Raw genomic sequence first — 13,182 nt, forward strand, 5'->3', positions numbered from 1 at the left:
TAATTAAATTCTTTATCGAATTATTGTATCTTTAGCTTTAAATTAAATGATATGAGACTCAATTCAAGAATTCACGGAGCTGTAGATTACGGTGTTGTTTTATTTTTATTCATTTCACCAACATTTTTTGCTTTACCGGATATAACTTCAAAATTTACTTATGTCCTTGGAGTAATTCATTTATTATTGACGATATGTACGCAATTCGAATTGGGATTTTTTAAAATTATTCCGTTTAAAATTCACGGCATAATTGAATTAATTGTCTCTTTAGCTTTGTTTGGCCTAGCATTCTTTCTTGGGAATTTAGAAGGAGATTTAGCAAAATACTTTTATTGGTCATTTTCAATTGCCGTTTTCCTTACATGGCTGATAACCGATTACAAAGACAACTCTAAAAATCTATCTTAAATCCTTCAACCTTAACTGTACTTTCACATTTCCATTAAATTCGTTTTCATCTATGCAATAAACTGCATCGAAAGGATTTTTATTTTTTACCAACTCTAATTTATTGCCCAATCCAAAACCAATCGCACCAAAACCATCCGAGTTATTTTGCTTTACAAATAGTTTTAAATGTTCTTCATCTTTTCCTAATTGCTTGGCATAACCCGAATCTTTTAGGTTTTTGGTTATAAATGTCGGTGTCATATTCTGTGGTCCAAAAGGCTCAAACTGGTTTAGCAATCGCACCAATCTTTCATTGATATCTGTCAAGTCAATTTCGGCATCGATGGAAATTTCCGGAGTTAATAAATCGGGGTGAATGGTTTCCGAAACTACTTTTTCAAAAGCATTTTTAAAATTCTGATAATTTTCCTCTTTCAAAGTCATTCCTGCAGCATACATGTGTCCGCCAAATTGTTCCAGATGTTCGGAACTTGCTTCCAACGCATTATAAATATCAAAATCTTTTACAGAACGCGCCGAAGCTGCAAGTTTGTCGCCACTTTTGGTAAAGACGATTGTGGGGCGATAATAAGTTTCAATCAATCGCGAAGCCACAATTCCAATAACACCTTTATGCCAGTTTTCATGATAAACGACGGTAGTAAACCTATCTGTTTCCTCATTAATTTCTATTTGATCTAAAGCTTCAATCGTAATTTGTTTGTCTAAATCCTTTCTGTCAGAGTTATATTTTTCTATTTCAGAAGCAAATTGTTCGGCTTGGTCCAAATCGTATTCGGTCAATAAAGAAACCGCAGCGTTGCCGTGTTTTATTCTCCCTGCAGCGTTTATTCGCGGCGCGATAATGAAAACGACATCAGTAATCGTCAACACTTTTTTCTTTACGTTTTGTACCAATGCTTTAATTCCGGGTCGCGGATTTGTATTAATAACTTCTAATCCAAATTTGGCCAAAATCCTGTTCTCACCTGTCATCGGAACAATATCAGCTGCAATTGCCGTGGCAACCAAATCGAGATAAATCAATAAATCATCAATAGTTTGATTTCTGTTTTGGCCTAAAGCCTGAATTAATTTGAAGCCAACGCCACAACCACACAATTCATCATAGGGATACGAACAATCTTCGCGTTTCGGGTCGAGAACCGCAACCGCACTGGGCAATTCATTACCTGGCCGATGATGGTCACAGATGATAAAATCGATATTTCTTTCATTTGCATAAGCAATATACTCAATAGATTTTATTCCGCAATCCAATGCAATAATCAATGAAATTCCGTTATCATCGGCAAAGTCAATTCCTTTATAGGATATTCCGTAACCTTCGTCATAGCGATCCGGAATATAAGTCGCAATATTAGGATAATAGCTTTTCAGATAAGATGAAACCAGAGAAACAGCAGTAGTTCCATCGACATCATAATCGCCAAAGACCATAATATTTTCGCCGTTGGTAATCGCTTTTTCAATTCGGGAAACTGCCTTGTCCATATCTTTCATCAGATACGGATTGTGCAAATCATCCAAACTCGGACGAAAAAATTCACGCGCCTGCTCAAAGGTTTCAATGCCGCGTTGTACCAAAAGCGTTGCGATTAGCTCATCCACTTTTAATTGGGAAGCCAAATCTTTTACTCTTTGGGAATCGGGTTTTGGTTTGAGTGTCCAGCGCATGTAATAAGTACGATTTACAAAATTAGAAGTACGAAGTTATTTCAAACAAAAATACATGAAAGGCTTTAAAGATTAAGGTAGTTTTTGTGTATAATTTATTAAGCAAACCCAAATTAATATTTATTACTTTTGAACTATTAAATCATTACAAAATGCAAATTCAAGGTCAGATTGTCGACATTCAAAATCGCAACATATATTCAGGAGAAATCACGGTTGAAAACGGAAAAATAACTTCTATCACACCAAAAGAACACATGATCAAAAACTATATTCTTCCGGGTTTTGTCGATTCACATATCCATATTGAAAGTTCAATGTTAGTGCCTTCTGAATTTGCAAAATTAGCTGTGCTTCATGGAACCGTTGGGACGATTTCTGACCCGCACGAAATTGCAAATGTACTAGGAAAAGACGGTGTTCATTATATGATTGAAAACGGTAAAAAAGTGCCGTTGAAGTTTCATTTTGGAGCGCCATCATGCGTTCCTGCAACATTTTTTGAAACGGCTGGAGCTGTAATTGACTCGGAACAAATCAAGGAATTAATGGCTTCGCCTGATATTTATTATTTGTCTGAAATGATGAATTACCCTGGCGTTTTGTTTGATGATGAAGAAGTTTTGAAAAAGATAGCCTGGGCAAAACATTTCAACAAACCTGTTGACGGTCATGCGCCGGGATTGCGTGGTGCACCAATTGAAAAATACATTGCTGCCGGAATTTCAACCGACCACGAATGTTTCACTTTTGATGAAGGTGCAGAAAAATTATCACTGGGAATGAAAGTCCTTATCCGTGAAGGAAGTGCGGCGAAAAATTTCGAAGCTTTAATCGATTTATTACCTGATAATTTTGAAAATATGATGTTTTGTTCCGATGATAAACATCCTGATGATTTGATTGTTGGACATATCAATTTGCTTTGTGCCCGCGCTGTTGCCAAAGGTTTTGACTTGTTCAAAATATTGCAGATGGCATGCATCAATCCGGTGAAACATTACAGTATGAACATTGGATTATTGCAAAAAAACGATGTTGCCGATTTTATTGTGGTGGAAGATTTAACTAATTTTAAAGTGTTGCAAACCTACATTGATGGTGAACTCGTTGCCGAAAATGGGAAATCATTTGTAAAACATGTCGAGTTTGATAAACCAAATAATTTCAATACTTCCAAAAAGGAAATTGTCGAGTTTGAAATAGGAAGTTCTGCTTCAAAAATCAGAGTCATCGAAGCTTTGGAAGGGCAATTGATTACGAATGAAATTCATCACAAACCAAAAATAGTAAACGGAAAAATAGTTTCTGATGTTGAAAATGACATCCTCAAAATGGCGGTTGTCAATCGTTATGAAAATGCTCCACCAGCAATTGCTTTTATAAAAAACTTTGGTTTGAAAAAAGGCGCGATTGCTAGTTCTGTCGCGCACGATTGCCATAATATTGTTGTCGTAGGAACTTCTGATGAAGAAATCTGCAAAGCTGTCAATATTCTGATAGAAAATCAAGGCGGCGTTTGCGCTGTGAATGGTAATGAAACTAAATCGTTAGCGCTTCCTGTTGCCGGAATCATGAGTGACAAAGACGGCTGGGAAACCGGAAAATTATATCAGGAAATCGATGCAATGTCAAAACAATTAGGAAGCAAATTGAAAGCGCCGTTTATGACACTTTCGTTTATGGCGTTATTGGTAATTCCCGATTTAAAATTATCTGATAAAGGCTTATTCAGCGGAAATTCGTTTTCTTTTGTGGATTTGGAAGTAAACTAAAGATGCTGGTTGATATACGGATCGCTCCATTTTATATTGTTCAATATATTTTCGTCTGTAAGCGTTCTCAGAAAAGCTAATAATGCTGCTTTTTGAGCTTCTGTCAAATTGAGTTGTTGTGGATTTCCACTACTATCTTTTAATTGCGGTGACAAATTCGGATGATTTTTAACGCCGCTGTTATAGTGCTCAATTACTTGCTGCAAAGTAGAAAAACGACCGTCGTGCATATAAGGCGCAGTTAAAGCTATGTTTTTTAAAGTCGGGATTTTGAATGCTCCTTTAAAATCAATATTCGTCGGAAATGTTTCAAAAGCTCCAAAATCTATTGTCGATGTCAAGTCCAATCCGTTGTTTTTTGGCCCCGAATTAACACTTACAAAAGCTTCAGTAGCATGACACTGAAAACAACCAGCTCCGCCTTGGTTTACCGGTTTCATAAAAAGATTTTTTCCTTGATTTTCTTCTGCAGTAAAATTCGGAAACGCTGTTTGTCTATTGGCGACTTGCGCTCTTCCGGTATCGTATTTACTTTGGCTGCTGACAATACTTCTGATAAACTGCGACAAAGCATCTGCAATTCTTTCATTGGAAATTGTTCCCGTTCCAAAAGCCGCCTGAAATAAAGGTCCATAAAAAGGCCTAGCCGAAACTCTTTGCGTAATTTCATTAGCTGTCAAACCCATTTCATTGACATCAAGCATTGGCATAAGCACTTGGTCTTCCAGAGTATTTGCTCTTTCATCCCAAAAAAAGTGCCCTCTGAAATAATAGCGTTGGTTAACCAAGGAAATAGAATGTCTTCGTGTTGGAACCTGCAAAAACCCTAAACTGTGAACAGGCGAATCGGTAAAAGCTAAATTTTGTCGGTGGCAGGAACCGCATGCAATTGTGTTATTTTGACTTAGTTTAATATCATAAAAAAGCACTCTTCCCAATGTAGCTCCGGCATCAGTAACGGGATTATCAGTTGGATTGTTGTCAATTCCGTTGATGGAACTTGGAATATCACTCCCATCATTTGTAAAAAAATGCTGCGGAAGATTTAAATTAACATAATTATAAGGCGTATCGGGAAGATCTATCACTGCGGCCGCTTGTGGTACCGGCACATAATTAGCGTCATCTGCACAAGAGATGCAGCAAATGAAAATGATGCTCAACAGATACGCTTTTTTCATAATCTTTTATTTTAAAGATTTCCCTCCAACAACAGCGACAATTTCACCTTTTGGCGGTTTTATTTCGAAGTGTTTTAAAACTTCTTCAGCAGTTCCGCGTATGGTTTCTTCGTGTAGTTTGGATAATTCCCGTGATACAGAAACTGATCTCTCAGCACCAAAATACTGGACAAATTCGGCCAACGTTTTTGTCAATTTATGTGGTGAAACATAGAAAATCATCGTTCTGTTTTCTTCGGCTAAAGCCAAATATCGGGTTTGTCTTCCTTTCTTTTCGGGTAAAAAACCTTCAAAAACAAATCTATCATTGGGCAAACCGCTATTCACCAAAGCTGGTACAAAAGCTGTCGCACCCGGTAAACAATCGACTTCAATATTATTTTCAACACAAGCCCGTGTCAATAAAAAACCTGGGTCAGAAATGGCCGGAGTTCCAGCGTCAGAAATCAGTGCAATATTTTCGCCAGCCTGCAAACGCTTAATCAAATTCTCAACGGTTTTGTGTTCGTTGTGCATATGATGGCTGTGCATGTGTGTAGAAATTTCAAAATGTTTTAGGAGTTTGCCGCTAGTTCGTGTGTCTTCTGCCAAAATCAAATCAACTTCTTTCAAAACGCGAATCGCCCTGAAAGTCATGTCTTCAAGATTGCCTATTGGCGTTGGAACTATGTAAAGTTTGGACATTTACTGGAATTTTTTCTCAACGATATTCATGAATCGTTCGATATAATCTTCTTCGCCAACCCAATAGTTATAATCAGGAATCACCATTTCGTTGATGAAATTTTTGGCTTCTTCAAACGTATCAAAAGTGTTCAATTGAGAAATCACACGATTAAAATCTTCATTACTATCGTTAAAAAGATGCTGCACAAAGCCAATTCGGTCGTTCAACCCAATCGCGATTGATTTTGAAGTTGATTCGTTTATAGCAGTTGTTTTTGGAACTTCGGTTGGAATAATTGCAGCTTTAACTTCTTCTCTTGTTTCAGCCGGAACTTCTGATGGAAATAAAGATACATCATCTGGTTTAACAAAAACAGGATCAGCATACATTCCAATATGATCTTCGAGTTTCTCTTCAGGTTGTACTTCAAAAGCAACTTCAGCCGGAATTTCTTCTGCTTCTAATTCAAACATAAAAGAAGGTTTCTCTTCGGCAACAACTTCCTCTTCCTCCTGAGTTGGTTCTTCTTCTAATTCTGCTTCAACAGTTTCTTCCGGCTCTTGCGAAACAACAACTACTTCTTCTTCTGGTTCTTCCTCAACTTCTGGTTCAGCTTCGACTTCTGGTTCAACCTCAATAATTGGTTTCACAACTTCAGCTACAGTTTCCGAAACTGCTTCCACTTCATTGGATTGCTCCAATTTTTCTTCTAAAACTTCTTGTGACACATCTGACTTTACCGATTCAAAATTGTCCTGATAAAACTTTAAAACAGACAATGTTTCGTATAATTTTTGAGTTTCTTTATACAATTGATCAACATCCGATTTGTTTTTTAGCTTTAAAATTCGGTGTGCAATGCTGATTAATTCGGCTTCTAATCTTTTTTTCATAAGTTTTGAAATTATATGGAATACGCTCGTCTTTTTTAATAAATTTCTTCCGGTGATTTTATTTTGCTTAGGGAAGAAGTAACCTTTGATTAAAATTTTCTACATTTGAAACGACATAAAAATAATAAAATTTTGAGTCGGTTTATTATCGTGACAAAGTAATAAAAACTATTCATTTTTAGCGCAAGAAAAATACAAAATGTTTCTCGAAAATACAGTAAATCATAAAGAACAATTTGGTTGGATTGAAGTCATCTGCGGTTCGATGTTTTCGGGTAAAACTGAAGAACTCATCCGGCGGTTGAAAAGAGCCCAATTTGCCAAACAAAAAGTGGAAATTTTCAAGCCTTCTATCGATACGCGATATGATGAAGAAATGGTTGTTTCTCACAACAAAAACGAAATTCGCTCAACACCAGTTCCTGCTGCAGCCAATATTAGAATTTTGGCGCAAGGCTGCGATGTAGTCGGTATTGATGAGGCTCAGTTTTTTGATGACGAAATTGTGGCTGTTTGCAATGACTTAGCCAATTCTGGAATACGTGTAATTGTGGCTGGATTGGATATGGATTTTAAAGGAAATCCTTTCGGACCAATGCCGGCACTTATGGCAACCGCAGAATATGTAACCAAAGTCCATGCAGTTTGTACACGTACCGGAAATTTAGCACATTACAGTTTCAGAAAAAATGACAATGATAAATTGGTTATGCTTGGCGAAACAGAAGAATATGAACCATTAAGCCGGGCGGCATATTATAATGCGATGCGCCAGAATATGATTGTAAAAGATCCTGAACATTTATCAGACGAAAAATAAATCCTGCTCTTGATACTAACCATCCGAAATATTGTTCCAATCATCAAAGCCCATTGGGTTGGACAAAATGACACCGATATTATTGATTACATTTCCATTGACAGCCGTTCGCTGCAAAATGACGAAAACACTTTGTTCTTTGCCATTTCAGGCCCAAATCATGACGGACATTTATATATAGAAGAGCTTATTCAGAAAGGTGTTCAACATTTTGTGGTAACCAAAATTCCTGAAAACGTTGCCGGAAGAGCTGACTTTTTAATTGTCGATAATACACTTGATGCTTTACAAAAATTTGCAGCATTTTATCGCAGCCTGTTTGACTTTCCAGTTATTGGAATTACGGGAAGCAACGGAAAAACCATCATAAAAGAATGGCTGAATTTTCTTTTAAGCCCGGATTATAACATTATCCGAAGTCCAAAAAGCTACAATTCACAAGTTGGTGTTCCGCTTTCTATTTTGGGTATCAACGAAAAACACAATTTAGGAATATTTGAAGCCGGGATTTCCATGATGCTGGAAATGGAAAAACTGCAAAAAATCATTCAGCCAACGATTGGCATATTATCCAATATTGGTTCGGCACATGACGAAGGGTTTTCGAGTGTTGCCGAAAAAATCAAAGAAAAGCTAAAGCTTTTTGTTTCAGTTAATGTGTTGATTTTGAATAAAAACAAAACCATTATTGCTTTTGTTAATCCAAAAATAAAAATCTTTAGCTGGTGTTCTGACGATAAAAGTGCTGATGTTTTTATCACCAAAAAAAATATTGGCGAACTGACCGAATTACAAGTTACTTATAGAGAAGACACTTTCCCGATTATTATTCCGTTTCAGGATCAGGCTTCCGTAGAAAATGCGATTCACTGTATGATGGTGATGTTGTATTTTGGTTACAACCAAAAAGTCATTCAAACAAGAATAGCACATTTGTATCCTGTGGAAATGCGCCTGAAAGTCAAAACCGGAATCAACAATTGCACGCTTATAGATGACAGTTACAGTTCTGATTTTCAATCGCTGAAAATTGCTTTAGACTTTTTGGAAAATCAAAAACAGCACAAAAAGAAAACCCTTATTCTTTCGGATATTTTTCAGAGCGGTTTGAGTAATGAAGAGTTATATTCTCAGGTTTCGCAGTTGATTATTTCCAATAAAATTACCCGTGTGATTGGCATTGGAGAAACCATTTCACAATTCAAAAATAAATTCATCAACTCTACTACATTTAAAAATGTATCCGAATTCACGTATGCTTTTGACAATCTGAATTTTGAAAACGAAACCATATTAATCAAAGGTGCACGAGATTTTAATTTTGAGAAAATTGTGTCGATGCTCGAAGAAAAGACACACGAAACTGTTTTGGAAATCAACCTAAATGCTATCGGTCATAACCTGAGTTTTTTCAAATCGAAGTTAAAGCCAAAAACCAAAATGATGGTGATGGTCAAAGCGTTTGGCTATGGAAATGGTGGTTTTGAAATTGCGCAATTACTAGAACATCACAAAGTCGATTATCTTGGTGTGGCTTTCGCCGATGAAGGAATTTCATTGAAAAATGCGGGAATAACAGTTCCGATTATGGTTTTAAATCCGGAAACGACCAGTTTCGCCGCTATCATTCAACATCAGTTAGAACCTGAAATTTATTCGATAAAAGGGTTAAAGGCTTTTCTGAAAATTGCCGAACAAAACAAATTAAAACAGTTTCCAATTCATATCAAAATAGATACGGGAATGCATCGCTTGGGCTTTGAAGAAAAAAACCTTGAAGATTTAATCCAAATTCTTCGTGGTAACGAAACGGTTCAAATCAAAAGTGTCTTATCGCATATGGCGACGAGCGACGATTTAAAACAGCATGTTTTTTCGAAATCACAAATTGCCTTATTTGAAAAATTATCTTCACAGCTGCAAACTGAATTAAATATAAAACCAATCCGTCATATTTTAAACACTTCTGGTATCACGAATTATCCTGAAGCGCAATACGACATGGTTCGTTTAGGCATTGGTTTGTATGGCGTTTCCAATGATTCTGAAGAGCAAAAAGAACTCGAAAATGTCGGCACTTTAAAATCGGTGATTTCTCAAATCAGAACCATTGATGCAAACGAAAGCGTAGGTTATGGCCGAAGATTTATCGCAGAAAAAGAAACAAAAATTGCGACCATTCCTATTGGTTACGCCGATGGCATTCGCCGAAGTTGGGGAAATGGAGTTGGCTATGTTGTCATTAATAATAAGCAAGCCAAAATTGTCGGGAGCGTTTGTATGGACATGCTTATGGTTGACGTCACAGACATTGATTGCAAGGAAGGAAATACGGTAATCATTTTTGGTGAAAACCCAACTGTAAATTTTATGGCCAAGCAATTAAACACTATTCCTTATGAAATTTTGACCAGCATTTCACAACGTGTTAAAAGAGTTTTTTTCAGAGAATAATTTAAAGCGGATAAAATTTTAGTTAACTTAGTTTTCTATTAACCAATAAATCAAAGTAATTATGTTTAAAGAATTTAAGAGTTTCATTATGACGGGTAACGTGATTGAATTCGCAGTTGCCGTAATTATGGCTGGTGCCGTTGGTGCCGTAGTAAACGGGTTTGTTGCCGATATCGCAATGCCTTTAGTGGGAATGTTAACTGGTGGAGTGGATTTTTCAGCACTTAAATATGTTTTATCCCCAGAAGTTAAAGATGCCGCTGGCGTTGTAATAACTCCAGAAAATGCTGTTAGATATGGTGCCTGGATTAATTCTTTAATCAGTTTAGTCGTAATTGGTTTTGTAATGTTTATGATTATAAAAGCATACAATAAAACTAAAAAACCAGTAGAAGCTCCAGCTCCAGCAGGACCAACTCAGGAAGAATTGCTTACAGAAATTAGAGATTTGTTGAAGAAAAAATAATACCGTTACATTATATATTCTAATTTATGCTGAACTCGTTTTAGTACTAAACCGCTTCTTAATTGAGGCGGTTTTTCTTTTTTGTAATAACGGCTTTCAGAATTCGGTAATTTTTATATCAAAAACGAAAGCAGAAGCTGTTTTCTGATTACTTTTGTACTTCAAAATTTATAACAAATAAAAATATGAAAGTTGCTGTTGTAGGCGCAACCGGTATGGTTGGCGAAGTAATGCTTAAAGTTTTAGCTGAAAGAAATTTTCCGGTAACGGAATTAATTCCTGTTGCTTCTGAGAGATCAGTAGGTAAGGAAATCGAATTTAAGGGTAAGAAATATAAAGTAGTTGGTTTACAAACAGCAGTTGATATGAAAGCGGATATTGCTTTGTTTTCTGCTGGTGGAGAAACTTCTTTAGAATGGGCTCCAAAATTTGCTGAAGCCGGCACAACAGTTATTGATAATTCTTCCGCATGGAGAATGGATCCAACTAAAAAATTGGTCGTTCCTGAAATTAACGCATCTGAATTAACAAAAGAAGATAAAATCATTGCTAATCCTAACTGTTCAACCATTCAAATGGTGATGGTTTTAGCACCATTGCATAAAAAATACAACATCAAACGTGTAATTGTTTCTACTTATCAATCTATCACTGGAACTGGTGTAAAAGCAGTACAGCAATTGGAAAATGAATATGCTGGAATAAAAGGTGATATGGCGTATAAATACCAAATTCACCGCAATGCGATTCCGCAATGTGATAGTTTTGAAGATAACGGTTATACCAAAGAAGAAATGAAATTGGTACGTGAAACTCAAAAAATTATTGGCGACAAATCTATCGCAGTTACAGCAACAGCTATAAGAATTCCTGTTGTTGGTGGTCATAGCGAAGCCGTAAATGTTGAGTTTTCAAATGATTTTGATGTGAATGAAGTGCGTAACATTTTGCATCATACTGATGGCGTTACCGTTCAGGATAATAATGACACTTACACGTATCCGATGCCTTTATATGCACAAGGAAAAGACGATGTGTTTGTTGGCAGAATTCGTCGTGACGAAAGCCAGCCAAACTCATTGAACATGTGGATTGTGTCAGATAATTTGAGAAAAGGCGCGGCTACAAATACGGTTCAGATTGCTGAATATTTAGTAGCTAATAAATTGGTATAGGTGGATTCCCGTTTTCACGGGAATGACAAATTAGGAATCCGTCTGGTTTTGCAAATCATAAAATTTGTTAAAACCAGACGGTTTTTCTTTGGGCATACTTACATTTGCAGTTAATGAGAAAAAGGTTTCTAATAGTAAATTCAATAATGGGATTGGTCGTATTGCTGGCAATACTGCTTCAGTCGTTTGATGCTATTGGGCATTTGGAAAAACAATTTTCAGAAAAACACTGCTATCATAATTATCATCATCACAAAACCGAAATCAATCACACACACGAAGGATCTGATCATTGTTTTACTTGTGAATTTACTTTTAGCAACTTTATTTCGCCTTCCAAAATGACTTTTACTTCTCAAAAAGTTGAAGTTGTTACCAAATATTCTCCTCACTATTCCAAAGAAATAACCCAGTTTTTCAGAGGAAGTCTTTTCGCTCTGCGGGCACCACCAAGTTTTATTGCATAACTGAATTTTCAGATCGAAAAAGCTTCGGTCAATTATTTATTATCGATAAAATCATTTTATGAAATCAATATATATTGCTCTATTGATAGGGTTTTCATTAGTCGCGACTGCGCAGAATAAAATCGTTGGAACTGTTTCCGACAAAAACAACAAACCATTACCCAATGCTATTGTTTCCATTCCGGAAATCCATAAAGAAACTATTTCTGATGTTGATGGAAAATACACTTTAAGCAATTTGCCAAATGGTAGTTTTAAAATTTCTTTTTCTTGTGTTGGTTATGCAACTCAAACACATTCTATTTCTATTTCGGAAAAAGAGATTACTCAAAACATAACTTTAGAAGATAACATTATCCACATGGATGAAGTGATTGTTTCTATGGCTTTCAACAAATTGCAATCGCAAAACGTTATGAAAGTCGAACACGAAAGCGTAAAATCATTGCAACAAAAAGGAGCCGCTACGCTTGTTGAAGGTTTGGCAACAATTCCCGGCGTATCACAAGTTTCAACCGGAACTTCGATTGGAAAACCTGTCATTAGAGGCTTGAGCGGTAATCGGGTTTTGGTTTATTCACAAGGCGTTCGATTGGAAAATCAACAATTTGGTGAAGAACACGGTTTAGGTTTGAATGATGCTGGTGTTGAAAGTGTTGAAGTTATAAAAGGCCCGGCATCATTGCTGTACGGCTCAGATGCTTTGGGTGGTGTTTTGTATTTCAATCCGGAGAAATTTGCGAATCCTAAAGAATTTAAAGCCGATTTTAGTCAGCGTTTTTTTTCGAACACTTTGGGAAGCAGTACTTCGCTAGGTTTAAAAACTTCAACAGAAAATTGGAAATTCTTAGCACGCGGAAGTTTTAACACGCATGCAGATTATCAAATTCCGGACGGCGACAGAGTTACCAACACACGTTATAACGAAAGTGATTTAAAAGCCGGAATTGGTTATAACAATTCGAAGTTTTCAAGCGTACTTCGTTACAATTTTAACAAGCTGGATTTAGGGATTCCGGAAGATGGAATAGGTAAACAATCCACGAGCCATTCCACTATTTACCCTAAACAAGCGGTTGACAATCACATTTTGAGTCTCCATAATAATTTCTATTTCAAGAACTCAAAACTTGATGCTGATTTAGGTTATATTTTTAATGACAGAAGTGAATTTGAAGATAGTAATGTGGCTT

General features: G+C 36.3%; 12 protein-coding genes. 8 read left to right on the forward strand and 4 right to left on the reverse strand.

Annotated features, from left to right (window positions below):
• Positions 1–51: 51 nt before the first annotated feature.
• The gene (locus ABIQ27_RS12330) at positions 52–411 is read left to right on the forward strand and encodes a hypothetical protein (RefSeq protein WP_348034200.1); all 360 of its coding nucleotides are present in this window, start codon (positions 52–54) and stop codon (positions 409–411) included.
• Here ABIQ27_RS12330 and recJ read toward each other — a convergent pair.
• Positions 403–2,091, reverse strand: coding sequence for a single-stranded-DNA-specific exonuclease RecJ (gene recJ, locus ABIQ27_RS12335; protein WP_348034201.1), 1,689 nt, complete (start codon positions 2,089–2,091; stop codon positions 403–405). The genes ABIQ27_RS12330 and recJ overlap by 9 nt on opposite strands.
• Before the next feature lie 152 nt (positions 2,092–2,243).
• Here recJ and ade point away from each other — a divergent pair, with 152 nt between their 5' ends.
• Positions 2,244–3,866: an adenine deaminase gene (ade, locus tag ABIQ27_RS12340; protein ID WP_348034202.1), complete on the forward strand. Its 1,623-nt coding sequence runs from the start codon at positions 2,244–2,246 to the stop codon at positions 3,864–3,866.
• Here the strand turns inward: ade and ABIQ27_RS12345 are convergent.
• From ABIQ27_RS12345 to ABIQ27_RS12355, 3 genes are read right to left on the reverse strand one after another with little or no spacing between them, the layout of a single operon-like run.
• Positions 3,863–5,047: a cytochrome c peroxidase gene (locus ABIQ27_RS12345; RefSeq protein WP_348034203.1), complete on the reverse strand. Its 1,185-nt coding sequence runs from the start codon at positions 5,045–5,047 to the stop codon at positions 3,863–3,865. The two genes, ade and ABIQ27_RS12345, sit on opposite strands and share 4 nt — an antisense overlap.
• 6 nt (positions 5,048–5,053) lie before the next feature.
• Positions 5,054–5,731: a 16S rRNA (cytidine(1402)-2'-O)-methyltransferase gene (rsmI, locus tag ABIQ27_RS12350; protein WP_348034204.1), complete on the reverse strand. Its 678-nt coding sequence runs from the start codon at positions 5,729–5,731 to the stop codon at positions 5,054–5,056.
• Positions 5,732–6,607, reverse strand: a complete 876-nt coding sequence (locus tag ABIQ27_RS12355) for a hypothetical protein (protein WP_348034205.1) — start codon at positions 6,605–6,607, stop codon at positions 5,732–5,734. It abuts the gene before it with no gap.
• A gap of 199 nt (positions 6,608–6,806) precedes the next feature.
• On the opposite strand from ABIQ27_RS12355, the gene ABIQ27_RS12360 reads away from it, so the two are divergent.
• From ABIQ27_RS12360 to ABIQ27_RS12385, 6 genes are all read left to right on the forward strand, one after another.
• A complete protein-coding gene (locus tag ABIQ27_RS12360) occupies positions 6,807–7,427 on the forward strand; it encodes a thymidine kinase (protein WP_348034206.1) in 621 nt (206 codons plus the stop codon).
• 9 nt (positions 7,428–7,436) lie between these two features.
• A complete protein-coding gene (locus ABIQ27_RS12365) occupies positions 7,437–9,881 on the forward strand; it encodes a bifunctional UDP-N-acetylmuramoyl-tripeptide:D-alanyl-D-alanine ligase/alanine racemase (RefSeq protein ID WP_348034207.1) in 2,445 nt (814 codons plus the stop codon).
• Between the two features lie 61 nt (positions 9,882–9,942).
• Positions 9,943–10,347 (forward strand): large conductance mechanosensitive channel protein MscL, encoded by a 405-nt coding sequence (gene mscL / locus ABIQ27_RS12370; RefSeq protein WP_348034208.1) that lies wholly within the window; start codon positions 9,943–9,945, stop codon positions 10,345–10,347.
• Between the two features lie 185 nt (positions 10,348–10,532).
• The gene (locus ABIQ27_RS12375) at positions 10,533–11,522 is read left to right on the forward strand and encodes an aspartate-semialdehyde dehydrogenase (protein WP_348034209.1); all 990 of its coding nucleotides are present in this window, start codon (positions 10,533–10,535) and stop codon (positions 11,520–11,522) included.
• A gap of 113 nt (positions 11,523–11,635) precedes the next feature.
• A complete protein-coding gene (locus ABIQ27_RS12380; RefSeq protein ID WP_348034210.1) occupies positions 11,636–11,989 on the forward strand; it encodes a hypothetical protein in 354 nt (117 codons plus the stop codon).
• A gap of 58 nt (positions 11,990–12,047) precedes the next feature.
• On the forward strand, positions 12,048–13,182 hold a 1,135-nt coding region (locus tag ABIQ27_RS12385), incomplete at its 3' end, for a carboxypeptidase-like regulatory domain-containing protein (protein WP_348034211.1).

This window comes from Flavobacterium sp. (assembly GCF_039916025.1).
Taxonomy (GTDB): domain Bacteria; phylum Bacteroidota; class Bacteroidia; order Flavobacteriales; family Flavobacteriaceae; genus Flavobacterium.

Coding starts and splice junctions, on each gene's coding strand:
- ABIQ27_RS12330 (WP_348034200.1), top strand. CDS start 52: ATGAGACTCAATTCAAGAATTCACGGAGCTGTAGATTACGGTGTTGTT.
- recJ (WP_348034201.1), bottom strand. CDS start 2,091: ATGCGCTGGACACTCAAACCAAAACCCGATTCCCAAAGAGTAAAAGAT.
- ade (WP_348034202.1), top strand. CDS start 2,244: ATGCAAATTCAAGGTCAGATTGTCGACATTCAAAATCGCAACATATAT.
- ABIQ27_RS12345 (WP_348034203.1), bottom strand. CDS start 5,047: ATGAAAAAAGCGTATCTGTTGAGCATCATTTTCATTTGCTGCATCTCT.
- rsmI (WP_348034204.1), bottom strand. CDS start 5,731: ATGTCCAAACTTTACATAGTTCCAACGCCAATAGGCAATCTTGAAGAC.
- ABIQ27_RS12355 (WP_348034205.1), bottom strand. CDS start 6,607: ATGAAAAAAAGATTAGAAGCCGAATTAATCAGCATTGCACACCGAATT.
- ABIQ27_RS12360 (WP_348034206.1), top strand. CDS start 6,807: ATGTTTCTCGAAAATACAGTAAATCATAAAGAACAATTTGGTTGGATT.
- mscL (WP_348034208.1), top strand. CDS start 9,943: ATGTTTAAAGAATTTAAGAGTTTCATTATGACGGGTAACGTGATTGAA.
- ABIQ27_RS12375 (WP_348034209.1), top strand. CDS start 10,533: ATGAAAGTTGCTGTTGTAGGCGCAACCGGTATGGTTGGCGAAGTAATG.
- ABIQ27_RS12380 (WP_348034210.1), top strand. CDS start 11,636: ATGAGAAAAAGGTTTCTAATAGTAAATTCAATAATGGGATTGGTCGTA.